General features: G+C 40.9%; 17 protein-coding genes and 1 pseudogene. 10 read left to right on the top strand and 8 right to left on the bottom strand.

Features of this window, described 5'->3' with window-relative positions; all coding sequences use genetic code 11:
* Window positions 1-69 precede the first annotated feature (69 nt).
* The 3 genes from V7K41_RS28415 to V7K41_RS28425 form a co-directional block, all read right to left on the bottom strand.
* Window positions 70-510 carry a 2OG-Fe(II) oxygenase gene (locus V7K41_RS28415; RefSeq protein ID WP_334853680.1) on the bottom strand — a complete coding sequence of 147 codons (441 nt, stop codon included), beginning with the start codon at window positions 508-510 and terminating at the stop codon, window positions 70-72.
* 98 nt (window positions 511-608) lie between these two features.
* Window positions 609-3,848, bottom strand: coding sequence for a PAS domain-containing protein (locus tag V7K41_RS28420; RefSeq protein ID WP_334853682.1), 3,240 nt, complete (start codon window positions 3,846-3,848; stop codon window positions 609-611).
* 261 nt (window positions 3,849-4,109) lie between these two features.
* Window positions 4,110-6,056, bottom strand: coding sequence for an amino acid transporter (locus V7K41_RS28425; protein ID WP_334853684.1), 1,947 nt, complete (start codon window positions 6,054-6,056; stop codon window positions 4,110-4,112).
* A 628-nt stretch (window positions 6,057-6,684) separates the two neighbouring features.
* Between V7K41_RS28425 and V7K41_RS28430 the strand changes: the two genes are divergently transcribed.
* On the top strand, window positions 6,685-6,930 hold the full coding sequence (locus V7K41_RS28430; RefSeq protein ID WP_442943300.1) for a hypothetical protein: 246 nt from the start codon (window positions 6,685-6,687) through the stop codon (window positions 6,928-6,930).
* A 116-nt stretch (window positions 6,931-7,046) separates the two neighbouring features.
* On the top strand, window positions 7,047-7,949 hold the full coding sequence (locus tag V7K41_RS28435) for an AraC family transcriptional regulator (protein ID WP_334853686.1): 903 nt from the start codon (window positions 7,047-7,049) through the stop codon (window positions 7,947-7,949).
* A gap of 72 nt (window positions 7,950-8,021) precedes the next feature.
* Here V7K41_RS28435 and V7K41_RS33035 read toward each other — a convergent pair.
* Window positions 8,022-8,314 (bottom strand): annotated as a pseudogene (locus V7K41_RS33035) (transposase); the annotation flags it as partial.
* A 390-nt stretch (window positions 8,315-8,704) separates the two neighbouring features.
* Here V7K41_RS33035 and V7K41_RS28445 point away from each other — a divergent pair.
* Window positions 8,705-9,340: a YqaE/Pmp3 family membrane protein gene (locus tag V7K41_RS28445; RefSeq protein WP_334853689.1), complete on the top strand. Its 636-nt coding sequence runs from the start codon at window positions 8,705-8,707 to the stop codon at window positions 9,338-9,340.
* A gap of 179 nt (window positions 9,341-9,519) precedes the next feature.
* Here V7K41_RS28445 and V7K41_RS28450 read toward each other — a convergent pair whose 3' ends face one another.
* Window positions 9,520-10,596: a PIN/TRAM domain-containing protein gene (locus V7K41_RS28450; protein ID WP_292775495.1), complete on the bottom strand. Its 1,077-nt coding sequence runs from the start codon at window positions 10,594-10,596 to the stop codon at window positions 9,520-9,522.
* A 404-nt stretch (window positions 10,597-11,000) separates the two neighbouring features.
* Between V7K41_RS28450 and hemW the strand changes: the two genes are divergently transcribed.
* On the top strand, window positions 11,001-12,182 hold the full coding sequence (gene hemW / locus V7K41_RS28455) for a radical SAM family heme chaperone HemW (protein WP_334853691.1): 1,182 nt from the start codon (window positions 11,001-11,003) through the stop codon (window positions 12,180-12,182).
* Between the two features lie 10 nt (window positions 12,183-12,192).
* On the top strand, window positions 12,193-13,080 hold the full coding sequence (locus V7K41_RS28460; protein WP_334853693.1) for a UTP--glucose-1-phosphate uridylyltransferase: 888 nt from the start codon (window positions 12,193-12,195) through the stop codon (window positions 13,078-13,080).
* Between the two features lie 406 nt (window positions 13,081-13,486).
* Here V7K41_RS28460 and V7K41_RS28465 read toward each other — a convergent pair whose 3' ends face one another.
* Window positions 13,487-14,884: a hypothetical protein gene (locus V7K41_RS28465; RefSeq protein WP_334853694.1), complete on the bottom strand. Its 1,398-nt coding sequence runs from the start codon at window positions 14,882-14,884 to the stop codon at window positions 13,487-13,489.
* Between the two features lie 552 nt (window positions 14,885-15,436).
* Here V7K41_RS28465 and V7K41_RS28470 point away from each other — a divergent pair.
* Together V7K41_RS28470 and V7K41_RS28475 are read left to right on the top strand one after the other, a co-directional pair.
* Window positions 15,437-16,561, top strand: coding sequence for a THUMP domain-containing class I SAM-dependent RNA methyltransferase (locus V7K41_RS28470; protein ID WP_334853695.1), 1,125 nt, complete (start codon window positions 15,437-15,439; stop codon window positions 16,559-16,561).
* Window positions 16,562-17,081: 520 nt separating this feature from the next.
* Window positions 17,082-17,348 carry a hypothetical protein gene (locus V7K41_RS28475; RefSeq protein WP_334825091.1) on the top strand — a complete coding sequence of 89 codons (267 nt, stop codon included), beginning with the start codon at window positions 17,082-17,084 and terminating at the stop codon, window positions 17,346-17,348.
* A gap of 460 nt (window positions 17,349-17,808) precedes the next feature.
* On the opposite strand, the gene V7K41_RS28480 is transcribed toward V7K41_RS28475, so the two are convergent.
* The gene (locus V7K41_RS28480) at window positions 17,809-18,693 is read right to left on the bottom strand and encodes a hypothetical protein (RefSeq protein WP_334853697.1); all 885 of its coding nucleotides are present in this window, start codon (window positions 18,691-18,693) and stop codon (window positions 17,809-17,811) included.
* Between the two features lie 349 nt (window positions 18,694-19,042).
* Window positions 19,043-19,231: a hypothetical protein gene (locus tag V7K41_RS28485; protein WP_442943301.1), complete on the bottom strand. Its 189-nt coding sequence runs from the start codon at window positions 19,229-19,231 to the stop codon at window positions 19,043-19,045.
* A gap of 417 nt (window positions 19,232-19,648) precedes the next feature.
* Here V7K41_RS28485 and V7K41_RS28490 point away from each other — a divergent pair, with 417 nt between their 5' ends.
* From V7K41_RS28490 to V7K41_RS28500, 3 genes are all read left to right on the top strand, one after another.
* Complete coding sequence (locus tag V7K41_RS28490) at window positions 19,649-20,614, top strand: helix-turn-helix transcriptional regulator (protein ID WP_334853698.1); 966 nt, start codon at window positions 19,649-19,651, stop codon at window positions 20,612-20,614.
* Window positions 20,615-20,820: 206 nt separating this feature from the next.
* Window positions 20,821-23,460 carry a TonB-dependent siderophore receptor gene (locus tag V7K41_RS28495; protein ID WP_334853700.1) on the top strand — a complete coding sequence of 880 codons (2,640 nt, stop codon included), beginning with the start codon at window positions 20,821-20,823 and terminating at the stop codon, window positions 23,458-23,460.
* Window positions 23,461-23,627: 167 nt separating this feature from the next.
* Window positions 23,628-24,470 (top strand): iron-siderophore ABC transporter substrate-binding protein, encoded by an 843-nt coding sequence (locus V7K41_RS28500; protein ID WP_334853702.1) that lies wholly within the window; start codon window positions 23,628-23,630, stop codon window positions 24,468-24,470.
* Window positions 24,471-24,478: the final 8 nt, after the last annotated feature.

Raw genomic sequence — 24,478 nt, forward strand, 5'->3', positions numbered from 1 at the left:
AATCTGTTTTTATACTGAATATATAATCAGTATCTAATCTTACTTTCATTAGAGATTATACTGCTTGTCCTAACCATCTTGGCGGTTGCTATAAAAGCGGGTTTCGCCGCCTTCAAAGCCTTCATTTAGATAAATCATGAAAGTCAATAAACTTTCCTCATTGTTACTTCGTCGATAAGCACCATCATGGTGAGGTGCAAACCTCTGACCTGGATCGTAGCGATAGAAACGAAAACGCTCATTCAGCCCAACTGGATGCCATCTACCAATGGTGCTGGGGATATAATTTGACACACGCTGCCATAAATCAAAAGCACGCTCCCGGTCATCCAAAATAACGCGCTGATTATTGCGGATGTCGGGACGCATTTCAAAACCTCGGTGGGTAGTAATAGGAGCATCTACATAGCCAATGTTTTCTGTTAAAGTAATATACTCAGCGCATTCTGCTGGCGAAAGAATATTTTCCAGTGTGAAAATTTGGTTGCGAAGCAAATCTTTCTTAGTCATGGTTAAGTCGATTGAGATTTAAGCCTGATGAATAGTGTATTCTTTATAACCCAATACAGTTCAGTTGAGCCTAAAATCCAATGAACAGAAATAGAGTTTTAGCGATGATTTTGCCCTAGCAAATCTGCAATTGAGGTGAGTAATTCAGTTGGTTGTACTGGTTTGGCAATGTGTTTCTGAAAACCAGCTGCTAAAACTCGATCGCGATCGCTTTCTCCTGCATAGGCGGTAAGAGCGATCGCCGGAATTTCCCCGCCCTCCTCTTTAGACATGGCTCTGAGCATCTTAATCAAGCTGTAGCCATCCATTTCTGGCATTCCTAAATCACTGATTAATAAATTAGGTACAGCCTGTGTTATGATTTGAAGCGCCTCATTTACCGATGCTGCGGCAGTTATCACCGCTCCATTCTGTTGTAGCAAGAAGTGTAGAAACTCACGTGTGTCAACATCATCATCGACAATTAATACCCTTAGTCCACGCAGAACTGACGAGTTAAATTTCTCCCCTGTTCTTTTTGCTTCTCCTGTACCCTCATTCTCCTTCATCATAGGCAGTCTGACAGTAAAAACTGCTCCCTGTCCAATTCCGGGACTGGCTGCTTTTACAGTACCACCATGCGACTCTACTAAGTGACGAACTATTGCCAATCCCAATCCCAGTCCGCCAAATTTCCTGGTTGTGCTGCTATCGGCTTGACGAAAATATTCAAATACGTGGGGTAGAAACTCAGAGGAAATACCTTGACCTGTATCTTTAACTTGAATTATTGCTGAGTGGAAAGTTAACTCACCACTCAATGAGAGACTTACTTCCACTGAACCACGAGAGGGAGTAAACTTGACTGCGTTCGAGAGTAAATTCCCGACAATTTGCTGTAAGCGATAATAATCGCCTAACACTTTACTAGCCTTGGGGTCAACTTGTACTTTAATTTGGATAGATTTGGTTTCGGCAATTAACCGGACTGTTTCCAATGCAGCATCAATTACAGCTACCAGGTTAACAGTGGCAAAAGTCAGGTTCAACTTACCGCGAATAATTCGGGAAACATCCAGCAACTCATCAATTAATTGACTCTGCAATTGAGCATTTCTTTCGATGGTTTCTAAAGCACGATTTGTAGTCACTTCATCAAATTTGCGGCTTTTGAGTAGCGATGACCACCCTAAAATGGGGTTAAGGGGCGATCGCAATTCGTGGGAGAGAATAGCCAGAAACTCATCTTTATTCCGGTTTGCCTGTTTGAGTTCCTCAGCTTGTTGCCTAAGTGCCTTTTCTAATTGCTTCCTGGGGGTTAGGTCAAGAATAAAACAAATCCAAGACGCTGGCTCTCGCTCCACCAAAGCACCACCAATTAATATGGGAATGCGGGAACCATCCTTGCGGATGTATTCTTTTTCAAAGGGAGTACATATCCCAACCGTTAAAAGTTGTTCTAGCCCTTGCCGATCGAGAGCATGATATTCAGGTGGGGTGATGTGTTGTCTGTGTACCTTAGCCGTTAAAAGTTCTTCTCGTGTATAACCCACCATTTCTAAAAAAGCCTCGTTCGCCTCAGTAATGTAATCAGGAGTGGCGAACATAATGCCAATAATGTTGGAATCTACTAAGCGCCTTAATTGAGTTTCACGCTGGCGCAAATCATTTTCTACCTGTTTGCGTTGGGTAATATCCTGGGTAGTACCCATCATTCGTACTGGCTTACCTTCGGCATCATAAAAGACGCGACCTTTAGCAGCAATCCAATGAATACTACCATCAGACCAAAGTGTGCGGTATTCAATGTCACACTCAACCTGTTCTTCAAGAGAGCGGGCGATCGCTTCATGAATGCATTGGCGGTCTTCTGGATGTACACAGTTGAGGAAAATCTCAAAGCTGATTTCGGCTTCTAGGGACAGTCCAAACAGCTGCCGACATTTGTCTGTCCAAATTACCTCGTTGGTGATGATATTCCAAAACCACATACCTAGTTCAGCAGCATTAGTGGCCAACCGAATCCGTTCTTCACTCTCGCGCAGATTTGTTTGAATTTTTTGACGTTCCCATAAAGCAGCTTGCTGTTCGGTAATATCAGTACTCGCACCAACTACCCTAACTACCTGACCATTTGCATCCCGGACTGCAAACCCCTGGTCTTCTACCCACAGATAACGGCCATCCTGGTGACGGACTCGATACTCGATGCGATAACGGTTTCCATTGGCCATACTAGCCATGAACTGGTCATTAACTCTTTGTTGGTCATCGGGATGGATGCGTTCTTGCCACCACTGGAAGGTAGGTTCAGTTTCTTGTTGTGTGTAGCCAAAAACCTGGGTTAGACCTTGAGTTCTTTCCACAGTATTTCTGCCAATCTCCCAGTCATAGATTAGGCAATTAACCGCAGCCGCTGCCAACTCAAACCTTTCGTTACTTTGCCGCAAGGAATTTTCTATGTGTCGTCGTTCTGTAATATCAAAAGCGATCCCCAAAAGATATTGCGGCAATCCATCAGTAGTTCTGCTGTGCACGGTGTCATAGCTACAAAACCAGCGCCACTCACCATTGGCGTGTCGAATCCGGTATTCAAAGCTGAGGACTTCACCCTGATAAGCAGAATTAAATTTTTCAAAATAGCTAGGGAGTCGAGCCAAATCTTCAGGGTGTAAAAGTTGATTAAATAACTCTTTTCCCATCGCCTGGATTTCTGCTGGTGTGTAGCCCCAACCTTGAGCAATTTCGTAATTAACGTAAGAATTTCGCTGCTCAATTAGGTCATAAATGTAGATTATCCCTGGAAGAGTGCCAGCAATTTGTTGAAACAGACGATGACTATCCCAAAGTGTCTGAAATTCATCTGCATCAAATCGTTGAGTATCTTGTTCGCAACTACAGTCCTCCTTCCTCTGAGCGTGCTTAGATTCCGTAATATCCGAAAAAGTTGTCACGATCGCATAGAGATTACTTCCTTCAGTTTGAAACAGAGGTTGCGAAGATAACAACAGCCAGACTAGCTCACCATTTGGCTTATAAAAGCCACACACCACATTTAAGCAAGGTTTACCTGTATTTTGGGTAACGATCGCAGGGTGAGTTTCACTGAGTAAAGGAGAGCCATCTTCATGAATAAATTGCCACTTGCGATCGAGCAAATTTTGCCCCACAAGCTGTTGTGCGGTCAGTCCCAAAATGCGATCGCTAGCGGCATTGCAAGCCTGGATAGTGCCATCAGTCAACTGAAGTACCATTCCTTCTTCACTGGCTACTAGCGAAGATTTTGCCTTTTTACTAACTTGCTGATGCAGCAGCTTGTGATTAGCCAGCTGGTTTTGGAACTTTTCCGCGTCTGGCATTCTAAAAAGTTAATTAAATAATTTTAAAGTTAATCTCAGATTGAATGGCTCATCTTTACATAAATTTCAGGGCAATTTCTTCCATCTTGAGGCAGAAGCAGCGATCGCGACTTGTATCACTGGTTTATTTGCCGCACCTTTATAGAACAAGGGGAGGGGGAAACAAGGGAACAAGGAGAAAAAAGAACTCTGTTAACGAAACAGTGCTGAGTGATTTTAATTTACTCAGCACTCAGCACTCAGCACTCAGCACTCTTGAATCTAACCCCCAACATGAATACCAGGTCGCATCTGGGGATTCTTTTCAGCCCGACGCAGTACTTCACGGGTAACTACAGCAATGTCACCTTCACCAAACAAGATAAAACGCAATAGGTATTGTATGGGATTTCCCTCAACCCAGCCGAAGTAAGCATGGGGAATCTTACCTGTTTGGTCGCGAATGTAAAGTAGTAAAGCTGCGATCGCATTCGGTACTGCTGCACTTTCAGCCCGGAGGATGCGATAGTCACCAACTTGTACCCCTTTTACTACGATCACATCCGCAAATTCGGAAGCATCGGATACATGAATTTCTAGAAACAGAATTGGATCGTTGGGTGGAATATGATTGTCTTCGCGTACCTCTTTCTCTTTCATAAAATACTCTAGGACATCGCCCGTATTTAACCGATTTGCAATCAGTCGTATTGTTCCCTGGCTATCTTCAGCAAAGAATTGGCTAGCAAGTTCGTCAACTTCAATTCGCTCTGCTCGCAGTTCCGTTGAACGCCAAACACGAGAAACCAGCGAGGTAAAAATGATCGCACCGATAAAAAACCCAGCAATCCTAATCCCTTCTGGTCTTTCGATGATATTGACAATAGTGGTATATAAAAATAACAGTGTAATGATGGCAAAAACGAGTCTGGCCCGCTTCTGTCGGTGACGGTGAGCTGATAAAGTTACAGCAAAGGCGGCTGAGGTGATCAACACAAGCACACCAGTTGCGTAAGCCCCACCTTGGGCTTCTACACTTGCTTTGAAGATAATTGTGACAACAAAAGCGATCGCCGTGTAGACTAACACTAATGGTCGGGTTACTCGTGCCCAATTGGGCGCCATGCCATAGCGTGGTAGGTAGCGAGGCACGATATTTAACAGCCCTGCCATTGCAGATGCACCTGCAAACCACAAAATTGAAATAGTACTTAAATCGTAAATTGTGCCAAAGGCATTGCCCAAATACAAATGTGCTAAATAAGCAAGGGCCCGTCCGTTAGCTTTGCCCCCCGATGCAAATTCTGCGGTTGGAATCAGTAGAATGGTTATAAAGCTGGTGGTAAGCAAAAAGAAGCTCATTATCAGTGCAGCAGAGGTGAGCAGCTTGCGTGTATTCCGAATCCGCCCTTTGGGATGCTGCGGAGTGTTGTTACTGCTACCTTTAACTAGAGGCATAACGGTAACACCAGTCTCAAAGCCTGATAATCCCAGCGCTAGTTTGGGGAAGATGAGGAGAGCAATGCCGATTAGCATCAAAGGGTTAGAATGGCGTGCAAAAAGTGCAGTTTGCCAGTTCGGGATCGCTTCTGTGTGAGTTAATATCTGATACACACCGACACCAACGACAATGAAGTTTAACAGCAGATAAACTCCCACCAAAACTACTGCAATCCCAATGGCTTCTCGGAAACCTCTCAAGAAAACTGCACCTAGTAATGCAACTAATATCAGGGTAACTGCGATCGTCTGATTGTGAAGCCAATTTGGTGTCAGCGGATTTTCGATGATATGGGCTGTGGCATCAGCTGCTGACAAAGTAATCGTAATAATAAAGTCAGTTGCCACAAACCCAAGTAAGCACAGTACAAGTAATTTGCCTTGCCACCAGGGAAGTAAACGCTCTAACATTGCGATCGACCCTTCACCATGAGGGCTTTCGGCAGCAATGCGCCGATAGATTGGCAACGCTCCAAAGAGCGTCAGCAAAACCAGAATCAGGGTAGCTATAGGAGAAAGAGCGCCAGCCGCTAGTGCTGCAATCCCTGGTTGATAGCCAAGGGTCGAGAAATAATCTACACCAGTCAAGCACATAACCTGCCACCAAGAATGCTGGCGATGTGCTTCTTTCTTGCGGTAATGCCCTTTTTTCTCTTGTCGGTTTTCTTCAAGCAACCAATGGATTAACTGGCTGCCGAGCCGTTTTGTTGAAACAATTGATTTAGCCATCAAATACGGTTGTGTTGCAAAAGTCGGCTTTGTGATTTTTTTAAGCCTTCGTGGTTTATTAAAATTTTTAGCTACAAAGGTATAGCATTATTATTGTATGTTAAGCATCCTGTCCAATTTACAAAATATATAGTAGCTGCTCGTAGTCGTCTACCATATCAAGATCGTTTGCGGCTTTTGGTATAGGAATAATCAATACCGCAACCGTATATTTCGGGATTAACGCTTTTGCATCCTTAATACCTTGAAGCTGCATAAATTCTAAAAAAACGGCGCTGCTAAACAAGGTATGTACGCAATTAACAAATCAACCTTAAAATAAAAGTCACTTTTAGTTATATGATGTTTGTGTAAATGGCCATAAAATAATTGACCTGCTAATCTATAGCTTTGTTTGTCTAGCCGCAGACTTCAGTTTGATGGAATTATGGACATATATAGCAATCCTAAATGAGATTGTGAAAATTTTTATTATGGTCGTCTTTGGTCATTTTTCAAGAGTCATTTGTGATTACAAAGGACAATTTATCTCAGGGATTTCCAAGAAATAAATTATCTAATTTCACTGAGTCAAAATGATTTTCTCTCCCCCTGCTAGAAAGCTCCCTGCCCCCCTGCCGTCAAAGCGATGGGATATTTTTTTATTTGGAAGTCCCTCAAGCAGACAAATTCAAATTTGGTGCAACAAAATACATTTACAATTGCTAGGACACGGCATGAATTTACAGTTATCAGACTTTGGGAACAACCAATTGAAGTATTTTTGAGAACACCTGGACTTTTACCTTTGGCGGTGTTAAGCAGTACAATTGAGCAATGCGAAATGACCAAGATCGGGAGCATTCGCAGCGTGCGTAGACGTAGCCCGCCGTAGGACATCGCCTAAAACAATCTAAATATTGACGAGCTGGAATGAGGGTGGAATTTAGCAAAACCTAATTAAATAAAGCTTTGGGTAAGTTAAATATTCCTGTTTATGGTAGGAAAGCAATGAGCAGTAAGACACGCTTAATTACAGTTGATTTTGCTACAGAAAACTCACTTTCGCTAATTCTTCCACGTCCGTCTCTTGTCTCTAGTCATCAGAAAAGATGGAACGGTATTTATGTTGAATATTTATATCAGCCGACTCATGAAACTCCTGAGCATTATCTGAAACAACACGTCCTTTGCATTATGAATGCATATCATCCATTCAAAATAGAGCGGAAGTTGGATGATTGTTTTCATAGCTCGTGGATAGAAAGTCACGGCGGTTTCCTGGTTCCTGCTTGTATGCCTCACCAAGTATGGATGCACGGAGATGCAGAATATATCGTTGTTTGCTTTGAACCGGAATTTATTAACCGCATTGCTGGTGAATTAGTTAATACAGATTCAGTGGAGATTATACCTCAGTCTCAGTTCCACGATCCATTAATTCACGGCATTGGTTTGATGCTGAAGACGGAAATTGAGTCTAGTGAAATGAGTAACCGTCTTTACATTGAAGCTGCAGCAAATATGCTGGCACTTCACCTGTTGCAAAAATACTCTACACAAAAATTAACTATTCGCAAATACCAAGACGGTCTGTCTAATTCTCAGTTGCGACGGACGCTGGAATATATTAACAACCATTTGGCAGAGGATTTGTCTATTGATGCGATCGCATCAGCAGCCGATATGAGCATGAGTCATTTTTCACGCTTGTTCAAACAATCTATAGGACTCGCACCTTGGCAGTATGTCATGCAACGTCGTCTGGAAATTGCCAAGCAGTTATTAGCAATGCCGGAATTATCGCTCTCATCTATCGGTACGCGTCTAGGGTTTGAATATCAGGGACAATTTACGACCTTCTTCCGTAAATACATGGGGATAACACCTTCTGCTTACAGAAAATCTTTATGATTTATACGTTACGCCTTATGTAAATTAAGCCACAGGATGTTGTTCAAAAGCTAGCACATCAATACCAGAATGCTAACGTAGAAAAATACGCAGAGTATGACTAGTCATTTTAGCTGCAACATTGGACGCACAAAGCGTCAACTTTCTTTCTCAACAGACGTTCCAAATTACATCCGGTATTTTGTACCTCATTAAAAACACCTTCAACACCAGAACGCAGACTGTTTAATAAACCGATCAATTGCTTTTGACTGTTGTTAAAGTTGATTAGCTCGTTTGGGAGTGAAAATTTGATTGCCGATGGTTTGGGAAATGTCTTTGTGCCATTTACCGTCAATAAATCCTTTATCTGCGATGATATGACAGTTAATTTCGACATTTAGGAAGAATTTGCTGGGTAAATACGCCAATTAAGTAGTCGTGCAAAATAAATTATCTAGTTGAGAGAGGCAATAGGCAATAGTAATGGCATACAGCGATTTCAGTCAGGTTGCAGAATGTCTAAATATTTATGCGTAGGTACTTAGCATGATTTGTGAAATTTTAGCAGGATTTGATATAGAAAAAATGCGGCGTGATTGCTAAGTTATAGCTACTGAGGTATCACAAAAAGAAATACGATGACTATAAATGAAGTAGTACCAGATTTGGCTTCGCTCCGATAGGTTGACAAGCTTTTCCGCCGCCCTGTGTTTTGTGTAAGTTGTGTAAGTCTTATGTAAGTGGAAACTGATTCAAAAAATAGTATTAATATTATGAACAACCCTGATTTGTTTATCCGTTTGTTAATTAGCTGGTTTTTTCCCCCTGTAGGTGTTCTTCTTACACTTTCTAAACAAAATAGTACTCAAAAGGGGCAATTTTGGATTAATTTTTTTCTAACGATTATATTCTGGATTCCAGGTTTTATTCATGCAGTTTACTTTATTGTGAATGCAGAAATAAATCCTCCACAATTGCCCGGCTCGAACAATGTACCTACTAATTCATTAAGTACTATAAACCTAAACAATACTAATACGAAAGTGGCCATTCTTAATGGTATTATTGCTGCTTTAGTAGGTTTTACAACCTTGATTACTTTTTTTACAAATTATCATAAACCAACAGAAATCCCTTTCAGTGGTCTTCAAAAAACTAACTATCCATGTTATTTAAAAGATAATGATAATAGATATAAACTTAATTATAAAGTTCCTTATAAAAGTAAGCATCCTAAATTACGTATAACACCTGAAACAGTTGATGATAATAATATCATAATAAAAGAATTACAAGATGAAAATAAGCTTATTTATTTAACATCGAATCCAGAGAAAACATGGCAATACGTTTGTGTAGAGGGAATGGAAAAATACGGTTGGGTAAGTTCAGATTATGTAATAAAATAACTGGAGTTTAGACTAGTACTGGTATGCCATTAGAACAGATCGTTAGAGTGACAGGGTTATCAATTGAGCAGTTACAGTATTTACAGGCAAGTAAGTCTCGTGAGTCCAATCAATAAATAATCGGTGCAGTCAACCTGCACCGATTACCAAGTGTCACTCGAATTGAACATCCCATTGTTTCACGCCAATGCTGAAGCTTGGGGTTTGGCAAAAATCATTCTTCCTGCTGTAGTTTGCAAAGCACTGGTAACTACTACTCGCAGTTCACCACCCACATAACTGCTACCTTCTTCAACAACTACCATTGTGCCGTCATCTAGGTAGCCAATGCCTTGACTGGGTTCTTTGCCTTCCTTGAGGATTTTTAAATCCAGGTTGTCGCCAGGTAAATAACTGGGACGGACGGCATTCACTAAATCATTCACATTCAAAACAGGTACTTTCTGAACACTGGCAACTTTAGACAAGTTGTAGTCGTTAGTTAGCAGTGTACCGCTAATTTCTTGGGCGAAGCGTACTAACTTCGCATCCACTGTGGGAATATCTTCGTAATCAACTGCATTAATCAGGATGCGATCGGGATAATCTTCCTTAATGCGGTTGAGAATTTCTAGTCCTCGCCTTCCCCGTACCCGCTTTTGGTCTTTACTAGCATCCGCTACTTGTTGGAGTTCTTGCAAGACAAACTGCGGTACAAGAATTTGCCCTTCCAGAAACCCTGTTTCTAGTAAGGCTTCAATACGACCATCAATAATACAGCTAGTATCTAAAACTTTGGTATTGGCTGGTTTTAATGTTCCTTCCACTACCATCGATTCGACGGTGTTGGGATTAATGAACCGCAATAAGCCTCGCCCGTGGGTGTCTGCCAAATTCATGCCAGTGACGGAGAGGATGATGCTACCGACAACAGCCACCAATGGCTTAATAAATCCAAAATCCGCCGGGATAGGAAGCAAAAATAATGGGGCTAGCATCAGGTTGGCTAGTAATAGCCCAATCACTAAGCCAATGGCACGAGTTAAAATCACTTCCAGAGGCATTTCTTTGACTTGTGATTCTAAGCGACGATATGTCGTCTGGAAACTCAGCCCGATCGCACCACCAATAATAGCGGCAAAGACGGCAACAACTAAGCGTAAAGCTTCTAGATTCGTTACCTGATCTAGCGCCCCATTGGGTAGTAGTTCAATGCTGTAGAACCCTATTCCCGACGCTGCTAGGATAAATGAGAAAATAATAATGGCGTCAAGCATGGTTGTCTTGTTTTCCTGCAACTGTGTTAACCGATAAAGTTAAGTATTTTTTATTTCATCGGTAAGATAAACTGATCAATATTGACTTACACTAGGGGTTTAGGCTGACAATATCTGCAATTATTATAACTAAAGGCTTTTATCTTAATATTTTTCATTGTTTCGTTGTAAAACGACAAAAACTTGTAAATAAACTACTCATTTTGTAAGAATTCAGAATCCAGAATCCAGAAGTCAGAATTAAGAAGACTTTGATACCCAAACTTAATAATTTTAATAAAATCAAGAAGTGATTGCACGCTTGATTTTACAATTATTCTGGCTCCTGACTCCTGAGTCCTGAATTCTTTCCTCATTTTCATTGTCTCTAATTTGCAGTTAGATTAACTTAAAACTTTCTCAAAATGAGTAAAAAATTTAGTATTTCTGGAATTGCGAGTTCTGCTTATGTGCATATTCCCTTTTGCAGACGACGGTGTTTTTATTGTGATTTCCCGGTGTCTGTTGTGGGCGATCGCTTGCGGGGCGAAACATCTGGTACTATCTCCCAATATGTTGAGGTGCTATGTCAAGAAATTGCCATTACACCAGCATTTGGTCAACCTCTGAAGACAATTTTCTTCGGTGGTGGAACTCCTTCACTGCTATCAATAGAGCAGCTACAACGGATAATCACAGAGCTACAGAAGCATTTTGGGATTGCGTCTGGGGCAGAAATTTCTATGGAAATTGACCCAGCCACCTTTGATTTAGCCCATCTAGCAGGCTATGGCAGTGCAGGCGTGAACCGGGTAAGTTTGGGTGTACAAGCCTTTCAAGCAGAATTATTACAAAGGGCGGGGCGATCGCACTCAGTTGAAGATATTTTTGCAGCAGTGGAACTAATCCACCAAGTCAAGATTCCCGTATTTAGCTTAGACTTAATTTCTGGATTGCCGCATCAGTCTTTAGATCAATGGCAGGATTCCTTAGAAAAAGCAGTGGCGATCGCACCCACTCACATTTCCATTTACGATCTTACCATCGAACCAGGTACAGCCTTTGGTCGTTACTACAAACCTGGTGATACTCCAATGCCTACGGATGAAGCCACAGTCAAAATGTACCAGATGGGTCAGCAGGTTTTAACTAGTGCAGGTTATGAGCATTATGAAATTTCTAATTATGCTCAACCTGGTCATCAGTGTCGGCATAATCGAGTGTATTGGGAAAACCGCCCTTATTATGGTTTTGGTATGGGTGCGGCGAGTTATGTTGAGGGGAAACGCTTCACTCGTCCGCGCAAAACTAGGGAGTATTACCAGTGGGTACAAGCTGGCGGTGTAATTGATTGTGATGTGACTCCCCCAAAGGAAGTATTGTTAGAAACGTTAATGTTGGGGTTGCGTTTGGCGGAGGGTTTGAGTTTGGCGGCGTTGGTAGAGGCGTTTGGGGAAGAGAAGGTAGAGGAGATTTGCCGATGTTTGCAAGGGTATTTTGAGAAAGGTTGGGTGGAAATTGCAGAGGGAAGGTTGCGTTTAATTGATCCCCAAGGATTTTTATTTTCTAATGTGGTGTTGGCGGAATTGTTTGAGAAGTTGGGGTGACGAACTGCTTATGCAAAAAAATAAAGTTAGAAAAGCTGTGATTCCGGTAGCTGGTTTCGGTACTCGTTTGTTTCCAGCTACTAAAGTTGTGAAAAAAGAACTTTTCCCGATTATCGATCGAGATGGTAGGGCAAAACCTGTGATTCTCGCAATTATTGAAGAGGCAATTAGTGCTGGAATTGCAGAAGTGGGGATTGTGGTGCAGCCGGATGACAAAAAAATATTTACAGATTTATTGAAAAATCCACCCAAAAAAGAGCTTTTACAAAAACTCTCACCAGAAAATCAAGAATATAGTCGATATCTGGAAGATTTAGGTAGCAAAATTACAATTTTATTGCAAGAGGAACAACTAGGCTATGGTCATGCGGTATTTTGTGCCAAAGATTGGGTACAAAATGAGCCGTTTTTGCTCATGTTGGGCGACCATATTTATGCATCTGATATTGAAAAATCTTGTGCGCGTCAAATTTTAGATGTTTACGAACAACTTAATCAAAACATTGTTGGCTTAACTACAATGCCAGCAGAAATTATTCATAAAGCTGGATGTATAACAGGAGTTTGGCAAGAGTTAAACTCGATTTTGTCCGTTACACAACTCTATGAAAAACCGACTGTTGAGTATGCACAACAGCATTTACATGTAGAGGGAATGTCAGAAAATGATTTTTTAGGTATATTTGGCTTATATTTACTAACACCGAAAATTTTTGATTTTTTAGCAGAACATATTAACCAAAATTTTCGAGAACGAGGTGAATTTCAGTTAACATCCTGTCTGGAAAAATTGCGTCAGGAAGAGGAAATGACAGGATACGTTGTTAAAGGCAAGTGTTTTGATACAGGTTTGCCAGATGCTTATCGTCAAACAATAAGTGATTTTAGAAAAATATAGATTAATCTCAGTTCAATTCGTTTGTCTGGGAGGATCTCACTTTTTAAGATGGCTCAAGCAGACAGTAATATCATGTTCGGTAAAAGACTTATCATTAACAGTGCAGGGGGCAGGGGGCAGGGGGCAGGGGGCAGGGAGCAGGGAGCAGGGAGCAGGGGGAAAGAGGGTTATTAAGATTTTTGCATAGATGCCCGGAATAATAACTAATCAAGCGGACATGATGTAATCTATTGAGGTAAGTAAAGCGATGAGCAAGTACTTGAGGCGTCTTGAAACTATACCGTTTAGTTTGTCCTTGTTGATAGCCTCATGTTTTTTTGTTAAAGCTGTTTTCAGGTAGATGAGTTACAAAATGCAGGACTCAAAATCAGACACAAAGAATTTCTACTTCCTTCCTATTGCCTCCTTAAAAAACTACCTCAAAACTAGCGGTAGTTAGAGCCGGAAAAGACGTAGAATCCAATTGTGCAAATTTACCCCCAAAATTAATCTCAGCAAAATTATCCGCCGAACCATTAGGGTTATAAAAGAGACTACCATTTGCGCTATTATAAACGATCGCCGCACTACTACTTGCAGCTAAAGTATCGTTCGTCACTGTGGCAAAGTCTGCGGAATTTAATTTATTCGGGAAGACTGAGTTACTTAGAGCGGTAAAGGTAGATTTAGATAGTTGGATCTTGTCTTGCTTAGGATTGAAGTCACTAATAATATCAACTCCGAGTTCCCTAATATCAAACTTCGATCCTGTTGCAAATGCAAACTTATCTGAACCAGCGCCTCCTTCTAGTAAGTCATCCCCACTATCTCCCTGTAGGTAATCGTTGCCTTTGTTCCCGATCAGAATATCTTTTCCACTACTGCCAAAAAGAATATCATCACCGTTGTTCCCCAAAAGGTTGTCATCATCACTACCCCCATCGATTCTATCTACACCAGCTCCACCAACAAGGATGTCAGAACCTGCCCCCCCATCAATGTAATGATTACCAATAACACCAGAAAGCGAAATACTGTCATCACCATCCCCAGCAAAAATAACCTTATCGCCAGCCGAAAAATTCTCCGAACTAAAGGTATCGTCTCCATTGGTTGTAGCGACATCAGTACCGATGGCATTTCTGGATCGAGCAACTGCCTCTTTTATGGTATCTGCAAGATTCTCACTTTTAGAACCAAGAGTCAGTACAGCACCTCGACCAAGCTGGGTAACTAGTGTCTCGTAATCGGCTACAACATTACTCGTAGTTAGAAAAATTGGAATAATGTTATTTGCTTCTAGCGCAGTTTTTACTTGTTCGATCTTTGGATAATCTTCATAAGCATCAGCTATCCCATCTCCATTATTGCCAATACTATCACTTGGCCTAACTGCTGCGCGATCGCCGGCAACGTGATAAATACTATCGGTGGCTATTATAACAATACGAAATGAACCTACTCTGTAACCAAGACTGCCGCCGCTATCTAAAGCTGCGAACAAGAGTGCAAATAATTGTGATTCTGGTCCATCATTGCCACCAAAAGCTTGAAAGTCAAAGATTTTGTCTTTAATTGTTGTGACATTATTTGTCAAAGCGACTTCTGCTTGATATACATAGTCAGCGTAACCCCCAAAAGGCGGAATTGGCTTATCCTTGAAAGAGGCAATACCAAATTTTAGGTCATCACCAAAGATACTTGCTAATGTCGGATTGGTTAAGCGATTTACCGTCCCCGGAAGTACAGCTTTAAGCTGGACTAAATTGTCATTAGATGACGATGTTAAATCTTGTAGCAGAACAATATCAGATACTAAAGTCATAGTTTTTCTCTCTGACTATTTTTATTCATGGGTTGTATTGCAAAGTACCTGAGTAGTATTTCAGCTTGATATTAGCAGGGTTAATTGATTTAAGATAGTACTTAAACTGAAGAAAATATAATCTCTTTCAACAAATATTTGCTGTGTCCTTACTCAGGCTTGATTTCGTTTGTCTGGGGCTTGTTGTGGTGAGTTACCGAAGAAAGGCAGAGGGCAGGAGGCAGGAGTAAGAAAATATATTTTTTACCCTCTGCCACTTTCTTTTAGAGCAAGTAAATTTATTTATTTTCGCGTAGCGTGTCGTAGACAAGAAAGAAGAAAATATGTATTTTGAGGTGCGTAGCGAATATTTACTGCCTCCTTATTGAAACGAAACCGATAAATAAATTTAGGGGGTTTACCTTCCTGCCTTCTGCCTTCTGCCTCCTGCCTCCTGCCTCTACCCGACTAAGGTTAGAATCGCAGACTTAACGAGAGAGAATGTCACAAGATATGAGTTAAGCTAAAGTGCGTCAATGGGTGAGCAATGAAGATAATGCTTTGGATTAAAGGATGAATCAGTATTTTGCAACGGTTGCTCGCGGATTAGAAACCCTCGCGGCTCTGGAGTTAGAGCAATTGGGTGCCCATTCCGTGGAGCCGGGGTTTTGCGGTGTAGCCTTTGAGGGCGATCGCACTTTACTTTATCGCGTCAACCTCTGGGCTAGGCTACCGTTCCGAATCTTGGTGAATATCCATGAGTTTCCTTGCCTTGATGCGAAGGATCTCTATCGCGGTATCCAGACTATCGATTGGCAAAACTATCTCACGCCAGACATGACGCTGGCGGTGAATGTCACGGGCAAAAACGATCGCCTCAACCACAGCCACTTCACATCTCTCCAGATCAAAAATGCGATCGTTGACCAGCAGCAAGAAAATCTGGGCGAACGTTCAAATGTAGAGCTTCATGACCCAGATGTGCGGATCAATGTTCATATTGAACGCGATAGTTGTACCGTTAAACTCGACAGTTCTGGAAATAGTCTGCACCGTAGAGGCTACCGCCCTGCAGTTGGAGCAGCCCCTCTCAAGGAATCTCTAGCTGCTGCCCTGATTCAACTTTCGGGCTGGCAGCCAGACCAGATGTTCTACGATCCTCTCTGTGGATCTGGCACTTTACCCTTGGAAGCTAGCTTAAAGGCACTGAACATAGCACCAGGACTATTTCGTGAGTGCTTTGGATTTGAAACTTGGCTCGATTTTGACTTATCCCTTTTAGAAAAACTGCTCCAAGAAGCTAAAGACAGCCAACTGGATACCTTGACCGCACCTATTTGGGGAAGCGATCGCGATGAAAATATAATCGAGCAAGCGATTAACAATGCTCAAAACTGCGGCGTTGATAACCATGTATGGTTTTCTCAAATGGAGCTTGCTGATGTTGTCGCCCCCGCAGACAGTGGGATTTTATTCTGCAATCCACCTTATGGCGAACGGCTGGGACGAGATAGCGATCTAGGGGCGTTCTATAAACTTTTAGGTGATGTGCTGAAACAACGCTTCAAAGGCTGGACTGCATTTGTCCTGAGTGGCAACAAGGAACTGTCTCAATCGATTGGACTAAAATCATCCCAACGGATTGCAGTGTACAACGGAACGCTGCCCTGTCAGTTAATGAAATATGAACTGTACTAAGTACAGCATTTCATTAATTCGTAGCGAATTAAATTTGGCAATACGTTGCAATGCTAATGCATCCCTCTGCAATGTCAATGCGTCCCAATACAATGTCAATCCATCTCCCTACATTAAAAATGCTACGCTTTTACGCAAAACTGTATTAAGACAGAATCGATTAAATTTTGCAATTTCCGGTTTGTAGTATGTTTAAAGCGATCGCTCTCAACTACTTTTGCTCAGTATAAAAATACATTGCCTGAAAATTTTGTGACACTGGAGATGTGCTGTATTGTCGGAGTTTGTGAGAACCGCGACCTAAATCTGCTGTTGCATGGCATTGGCTATCTCGATAGACTCAATCTGAATCGGTGATATTTTTAATCCTTTTTAAGAAATTTAAATTAAGTCAAACAAACTTGAAACTATGTGTAAGTCTATATTCTGGCAGTTAGTATGACAATTTTTGAAACAAGTGGCAGTATAATCAGTGACTGACAATCTGCAATTTATTTATCGTTAAAAGGCAAGGCTATTTATGTCAGACCAATTCACCTTTACCGTTACCAATAAAACTGAATTGGCAATTACAGAGTTGTGGGTATCTGTAGATGATGAAGAGTGGGCCTCATTTAGCTTGGGTGAGTCAGGGATTCCATCAGGTGAAACAGCAACAATTGCTTGGGCTGAATATACGAATGGTTCGCCCTGTGAATGGTACATTTCTGCTGTATTTGAAGATGAATCAGAAACTGAGTCAGCCCTATTTAACTTCTGTAAAGAACCAGCTTTAACAATCGGATAAATTCTGCACTGCGATCGCGCTTGATACATGATTGCATATCGATTCCAGCCATAAAAACAAAAGCCCTACCTCGAAAGTATCTAAGTGGGGCTTGATATTAGAATTGATATAGGACTCATATTTGATTTTTGAAAAAAACTCAGTACAGCTTTATTCATTCTTAAGAGTCCCCAGTCTCTACGAGTAATTCAGGAATCAAATCGGATTGCTATATGTCCCTTTTAGAGAAGTTGCTCAAAGAAGCTAGGGACAGCCAGTGAGACGCCGTGACTGCGCCTATTTGGGGAAGCGATCGCGATGAAAATATAATCTAGCAGGTTTGTAGTATCTTGAAGGCGATCGCTTTCAACTACTTGGACTTTGCGATCTTCGTAGCTTAATGTGAGTATGGCGATCGCCTTTTTGAAATTGACAATCTAGCTACTTGAGTAAACGGATAAAGCTGGCTTTGTCATTTTGCCTAATTTGTTGGGCTGAAACAGGTTTCATCCTTACTTATCAGACAAAGCTGTTTCTGACCTAAATCGGTTTTGAATTTCACCTGATAAGTTTCGTTTTCAGCAGGCAAAGTTTTCGTGTAGTTATTCGCTCTGTCGCACGAAAAGTCACGAGTGAAAGTTGCTGGAGACCAGTTAATTGTCATCGTACTGCCGCTCAGACTGGCTTTTCCTTTTCGAGATTGGAAAATTTGCTGGTTGCAGCTACCGTTCATTACGTTCATTATTCCTGTAAATTCGACCGTTCCGTTCGGCAGAAATTGATAAGTGAAACGCGAACCGTTCGATCCGATATATGTACCACTCGTGCTTATAGCAGTGTTTCCAGTATGCGTCCAAACCCATTTTCCAGCTAAAGACGAAATCTCTCCAACGCTACCAGATGAATCATCAGCATCATTTGAAACAGTTTCGCCCGCGTGCGCGCTATCGTAAACAGACAGCAAAAGTTTAGCTTCTACATCATTCGGTAAATTTCGTAATTGCCCTACAAATTCTCCGTTAAATGCCTGCCAAATCCGGCTTTGTTCTTCTTCATTCTTAGCAAGAGCTTGGGTATAATTGGAAATTATATTGTCAATGCTTTTTCTGGTTCCATCTGGGTCTTTGCGAAACTCATTTAATTTGATTGACTGATATTCATTACGCTGTTCGCTAGTGAATTTTGCTGAAAAGACCCATTCGTAAAAAGCGATAACTTTGTCAATATCCGATTTGTTAATAGATTCGTTTTGAGCCGTTACTAAAACTTTAGTTCCAGCAGCCTGGGCAGAAATATTTATAGTTGCTCCGTCCATCAAAACGATATATAAAAATAACATGGAAAAATATTTTAATTTTTTCATCATTCCTGTAATTTTGTTGCCATTTAATTAATCTTCCCAGCGAGTAGGGAGTTTATATGCTGCAATACCGCACCTGTAAGTGTGACACACTAGTTAGGTTGCCATTAAATTAATTGTAAACGTTCAGGGGATACAAATAAGAATAAAAACACCTAATGCTAAACAATTCGTATTACGTTCGCAAGCTGCCAAAACTTTTCAAGAGTTGAATCAAGCTATTATAAATGCACTTAATATAGTGACGAAAAAAGACATTAAGGCTTGTCCAATATAGAAGTCATTTCTGTGCAAAATCAAGACTATCTACACTCAGGAAGCCAATTAGTTGTAGAAGCAAGTATACGTCTGTTTGCTAATCCCAACCAAAGGTACGCTTAACAACCCAGCGCTTAGGCAGCAAAACAAACCCCTTGTGCTCTTTGGGTTGGATAACTACTTGTACAATCCAATGGCAAAAGTCCATTACCCACTGCATGGAAGGATCGCTGCCAAAGCCACTATTGACCCAGGCTAGATTCAAGTGCGACAAGGTAGTTTCCATCTGTTTGACCTTCTTAAGTCAGCAATTCTCATAATGAGAATTGTTGAGCGATCGCCCTGCTTGATAGATATTTAGATTGTATTGCGATCGTATTACCAATAATCTTGGCTACTTAATACTGCATTTGGTAAAGATACTATGACAAAAGACTTGGGACAACTTAACAGTACTTCCCCGAATAATTTTAATTAAAAATGGCTTCGGTACTCAATTTGAGTAGCCCAATGATAAGTTATCCCCGTCTGAGCAGCAAGATTTAGAATACTGTTTTTAAGATTTGTATCAAGAAAATATTTTATATTTTACTCACAAAGTTGGTAATATTCAGACTATGGTTAACTGACGTACCTAAGGATAATACGTCTTCCACTTACCCTTCATAGCTATTTCAACACTTTCTAGTAAGTTACTATTAATATGACACTTATCCTCCCGCAAGCAGATTACTTAAAAATACTATACCAAGCAGAAATAATTCAGAATAATGATATTTTAGAGAATTTTGACATTACCAGGAAATATCAATTTGGGGAAGGGTATTGGCGACAGATTCAGCTACGAGATAGCATATCTTTAGACATTTCCAATTATCAGCAGCCCAAATCAATAATCTTAAAATGTCATGAGCGAAAGCATCCATTAGAATTTAGATTCTTTATTTTAGTAGATAGCCAATTTAAAAACCTTGAGTTCAAGACAGGAGAATACTTTTTAAGTGGCAGTGGTATGGCATCTGAGTGCGCTGTATTCGAGCCATCAGCGCGGATAGTAGAAGTAGCTATTCACCTACATCCAAATGTGTTTCGTAGTTTTGTAGAAAATACATCTGGTAAACTTCCAAAAGAATTACAACATCTAATTAGACGTTGGGATCAACCAACTTATGAGCGCTATGGAACTCAAACTTCCGCAATGCAAATAGCAGTACAGCAAATTCTTCAATGTCCATACCAAGGCTTTACTAAACAAATGTATCTTGAAGGTAAGGTTTGGGAACTGGTAGCAATGCTAGTCGAGCAAGAGCTACAAATAAACCAAGGTTGCTTCCAGATTAATGGACTCAAGCCATCAGATATTGACCGCATCTATCATGTTAGAGAAATTGTGTTGAAACATCTAGACAACCCACCATCTCTTATCGAATTAGCACGACAAGTTGGTTTAAATGATTGCACAATGAAGCAAGGCTTTAAGCAGGTTTTTGGGACTACAGTGTTTGGCTATCTGCATCATTGCCGAATGGAATTAGCTTATAAGCTGCTTATTGAAAGAAATATGAATGTCACAGAAGTAGCCAGAACAGTAGGTTATGCTAGTTTACCTTCATTTAGTAATGCTTTTCGTAAGAAGTTTGGGGTAAGTCCTAAGTCCTGTCAGAGATAAAAATTCCGGATGGAATAAAAAAAATTCCGGCTCGAATAAGACGCAAACACTGAAAAGTTATATATTTTTACAATAATTGGGTTGGTATAAATATATTTTTTCACCAACTTAGTTAGTGATAGTAATTGGGGGCTACGGACTGAAAGGAAAATTATACTTAATTCTCAATTTCAAGACCTAGTATTCACTAAGTAGTGTGTGTAAAAATGTTTATCAGACTACCATATCCTGCTGTTTGCTGGTTAATATCTGTTGTTTCTCTAACTTTAGCCAATCCAGCATATTCTGAACAACCGTTAGTCAAAAAAACTTTAGTACGCTCAGGTGAAGTCTTCCAAGAAATTCAAACATTGAATCAGCTACAGTTTCCTAAAACTAATGCTTCATATTTATGGAGAGTACCCAGACAGAATAAATTTCCCGAACTTAGTCAAGCAACTACAGATGTGGTATTAGTTACGGATGTGAAGGTTAACTCTACTGATAAAGGGATAGAGTTAATTTTAGTCACAGCTAATTCTCTTAAGTTACAAGTTTTACCGAAAACTGAGGGTAATTCCTATATTGCAGATATCCCTAATGCCAAGTTGCAACTAAGAAGTGGGGATTTTAGACAAGAAAAGCCAGTAGCCGGAATTGCAGAAGTAACAGTTGCAAATTTAGATGCAAACACCTTGCGAGTAACGGTGACTGGGGAAGCTTTTGCGCCTGCGGTGGAGTTGTTTGATAGTACAAAAGAAGGTTTAGTTTTTGGAGTAACTCCTAGTACTTCTACTGCTCAACAGCCAACAACAACGCCAGAACAAAAACCATCTACAACAGAGCCAGAAAAGCCCATTGAGTTAAATGTGATTGCTCCACCAGATACAAGTTATCGGGTTCCAGATGCCACTACTGCAACGAAAACAGATACACCATTGCGTGATATTCCCGCTTCGGTTCAGGTGATTCCTCAACAAGTTATCGAAGACCAACAACCGCGTAACTTAATTGGGATACTCAGAAATGCTGGCGTTGTCCAAAATAATTTTTCATCTCGAATTGCAGACACTTTTTTTATTCGAGGTTTTAGAGCCAGAAACGTTTATAGAAACGGTGTCAAAGACCGCTTTGCAGATGTTGCTGCTCTTTCAAGTTCGCTGACAAATATAGATAGAGTAGAAGTTGTTAGAGGGCCAAACTCTGTAATTTATGGTCAAGTCAATCCAGGTGGAATCATTAATATAGTTACTAAAAAGCCTTTGAGTCAGCCTTACTATGCCTTAGAGGTAAGGCGTGGTGGTTATGAACTTTTTGAACCTTCACTTGACCTTTCTAGTCCTCTAACAAAAGATGGCAGTCTATCGTATCGCTTAAACACTTCTTACAGAACCGCAGAAGACTTTACTGATTTTTATAATGAAAAGCGTTTTTTCGTTTCGCCTGTTGTTAATTGGCGTATAGGGAAAAATACAAATTTAACTTTTGATACAGAATATGAAGACATCCAACAGTCGCTAGGTACTGGTGGTGATCAGATTGCTAGTGCAACTATACTTCCTAACCCAAATGGCAAAATCCCTATTAACCGTTATTTAGGGGAACCGACTGATTTCTTTAACCGCCAGCTTAATAGATATAATTACAATCTAGAACATCGCTTTAACGATAACTGGTCTATTAGTAATTCATTTCAAGCTGCATTTTTAACCCTTGATTTACGTGAAACAGCTGTTACCAGTCTACTGGAAGCAGACAACCGCACTGTCGAAAGAACACAGACTACTTTTCCAAAGCCAACAGAGTATGAAGCTTATACTTTAGATACTCATGTTGTTGGTGATTTCAACACTGGTAGTATAAAACATAAACTTTTGGCGGGGTTTGACTTATTTAGACAAACCCGAAGTACTAGTGTACTTAGAACAGCTGCCGCCCCTGTTGATGTCTTTAACCCAGTGTATGGTCAACCACTAGGTGATACTCTTGGAGGAGTTGATATCTTCTTTAGAGATGATGCTTTAGGCTTTTATCTTCAAGACCAAGTGACACTTGCCAATAACCTTAAACTACTTGTGGGTGGACGTTATGACTTAGTAGAGAATGAGTTTGCTAATCGGATTGCTTCAACGGCGAGTGTCCAGTCTGATTCTGCCTTTAGTCCAAGGGTAGGCATAGTTTATCAACCCATAGCGCCTGTCTCACTCTACGCCAGCTACAGCCGCTCTTTTGAACAAGTAACGGGTGCAGATAAAAATGATAGCCTTTTTAAACCACAGCTAGGTACTCAGTATGAAGTGGGCGTTAAGACTGATTTATTCAATAACAAACTCTCAGCAACACTTGCTTTATATGATCTGACACTAACTAACATTTTGACTACCGATCCTACCGATCCCGATTATAGTGTGCAAACAGGAGAACAAAGAAGTCGGGGAGTAGAACTGAGCGTCACCGGAGAAATTCTTCCTGGTTGGAATGTGATTGGCTTCTACGGTTATACAGACGCACGCATTACCAAAGACAATGATCTTCCAGTCGGGAATCGAGTAGAAGGAGTACCAGCTCATGTCGCTAGTTTGTGGACAACTTACACCTTTCTTACTGGCTCTCTCAAAGGTTTTGGAGGTGGAATTGGCTTTAACTACGTTGGAGATCAAATGCCAGATAGTTTTGATACATATACGATCCCAAGCTACTTTCTCACCGATGCAGTTCTGTACTATCGGAATAACAACTTTAGCATTGGACTCAACTTGAATAACATATTTAATGTCCGATATTATGAAGCAAGCTTTGATTATCTCCAAAGAATTATTCCTGGTCGTCCGTATACAGCACAGTTGACAGTAAAGTGGGAATTTTAATGAGAACAACTCATTGGTTAACCAAGTGTTTTGTCATATCCCTGCCCCTTTTAGGATTGCTTGCTGTGATAGTGTGGCTAAACGGTTGTTTCTTTTTTAATTACCCAAAAGTTAGCCATGATAAGAGTGTTTCTTCTTTAAGTCAGGTTCGAGTAGTTCAGCACTTTATGGGTAAGACAATAGTTCCTGCTCATCCTCAACGAGTTGTTGTGCTTAGTGGTCGTTCTTTAGAAAATGCTTTGGCGTTGGGGATCAAACCTATAGCTGCCTCAAAGTCATTTGTCTCACAATTGCAGCGATTAGTAGGCCCGCTATCAGGTATTGAAGATGTAGATTGGCTCTCTCCTAGTATCGAAAAAGTATTGTTTCTCAAACCAGACCTAATTCTTGGTATGCATTTTCATCAAGATATTTATCCACTGTTATCACACATTGCACCCACTGTTTTGGCTCCTCCTGGAGCCAGTGGAGCTTGGAAAGAATCTTTTGCTTTCACAGCCCGTGTTCTGGGTAAAACTAAAACAGCCCAACAGGTAATGGATAATTATTATGCACGTTTGGCACGGTTCAAAGCAAAAATGGGCGATCGCTTGAACACAACTTTAGTCTCGGTTGCCGAATTACGTACTGATGCACTTTGGCTGTGGGCAAAGGCAAGTTTTTCAGGTGTCATTCTCAAAGATGCGGGTGTTGCACGTCCTTACTCTCAAACTTTGGATAGTCAAGCAACCCTAAGTCTAGGGGGTGGCCCTGCTGCATACGCTTTATCAAACGAACTCCTGAGTGAGTTAGATGGGGATATTTTATTTCTAGTATCAGAAGACGTACTGGGCACAAGGGATTTACACCCAATGCTTGAGCAACTGAAAGCAGAACCGTTGTGGTCGAAGTTGAAAGTTGTCCAACAGGAAAAAGTTCATGAGGTGGGGTTTTACTGGGTTCAGTTTGGCCCCCTTGCAGCCAATCGGATGATAGACGATTTGGAGCGATATTTAGTTAAACAGCAATAAACTATTTG

The organism is Nostoc sp. (assembly GCF_036917415.1).
Classification (GTDB): domain Bacteria; phylum Cyanobacteriota; class Cyanobacteriia; order Cyanobacteriales; family Nostocaceae; genus Nostoc.

What these genes read in the sequence shown, in the direction of transcription:
- V7K41_RS28415 (WP_334853680.1), bottom strand. Translation starts at nt 510, where the DNA reads ATGACTAAGAAAGATTTGCTTCGCAACCAAATTTTCACACTGGAAAAT.
- V7K41_RS28420 (WP_334853682.1), bottom strand. Translation starts at nt 3,848, where the DNA reads ATGCCAGACGCGGAAAAGTTCCAAAACCAGCTGGCTAATCACAAGCTG.
- V7K41_RS28425 (WP_334853684.1), bottom strand. Translation starts at nt 6,056, where the DNA reads ATGGCTAAATCAATTGTTTCAACAAAACGGCTCGGCAGCCAGTTAATC.
- V7K41_RS28430 (WP_442943300.1), top strand. Translation starts at nt 6,685, where the DNA reads ATGGGATATTTTTTTATTTGGAAGTCCCTCAAGCAGACAAATTCAAAT.
- V7K41_RS28435 (WP_334853686.1), top strand. Translation starts at nt 7,047, where the DNA reads ATGAGCAGTAAGACACGCTTAATTACAGTTGATTTTGCTACAGAAAAC.
- V7K41_RS28445 (WP_334853689.1), top strand. Translation starts at nt 8,705, where the DNA reads ATGAACAACCCTGATTTGTTTATCCGTTTGTTAATTAGCTGGTTTTTT.
- V7K41_RS28450 (WP_292775495.1), bottom strand. Translation starts at nt 10,596, where the DNA reads ATGCTTGACGCCATTATTATTTTCTCATTTATCCTAGCAGCGTCGGGA.
- hemW (WP_334853691.1), top strand. Translation starts at nt 11,001, where the DNA reads ATGAGTAAAAAATTTAGTATTTCTGGAATTGCGAGTTCTGCTTATGTG.
- V7K41_RS28460 (WP_334853693.1), top strand. Translation starts at nt 12,193, where the DNA reads ATGCAAAAAAATAAAGTTAGAAAAGCTGTGATTCCGGTAGCTGGTTTC.
- V7K41_RS28465 (WP_334853694.1), bottom strand. Translation starts at nt 14,884, where the DNA reads ATGACTTTAGTATCTGATATTGTTCTGCTACAAGATTTAACATCGTCA.
- V7K41_RS28470 (WP_334853695.1), top strand. Translation starts at nt 15,437, where the DNA reads ATGAATCAGTATTTTGCAACGGTTGCTCGCGGATTAGAAACCCTCGCG.
- V7K41_RS28475 (WP_334825091.1), top strand. Translation starts at nt 17,082, where the DNA reads ATGTCAGACCAATTCACCTTTACCGTTACCAATAAAACTGAATTGGCA.
- V7K41_RS28480 (WP_334853697.1), bottom strand. Translation starts at nt 18,693, where the DNA reads ATGATGAAAAAATTAAAATATTTTTCCATGTTATTTTTATATATCGTT.
- V7K41_RS28485 (WP_442943301.1), bottom strand. Translation starts at nt 19,231, where the DNA reads ATGGAAACTACCTTGTCGCACTTGAATCTAGCCTGGGTCAATAGTGGC.
- V7K41_RS28490 (WP_334853698.1), top strand. Translation starts at nt 19,649, where the DNA reads ATGACACTTATCCTCCCGCAAGCAGATTACTTAAAAATACTATACCAA.
- V7K41_RS28495 (WP_334853700.1), top strand. Translation starts at nt 20,821, where the DNA reads ATGTTTATCAGACTACCATATCCTGCTGTTTGCTGGTTAATATCTGTT.
- V7K41_RS28500 (WP_334853702.1), top strand. Translation starts at nt 23,628, where the DNA reads ATGGGTAAGACAATAGTTCCTGCTCATCCTCAACGAGTTGTTGTGCTT.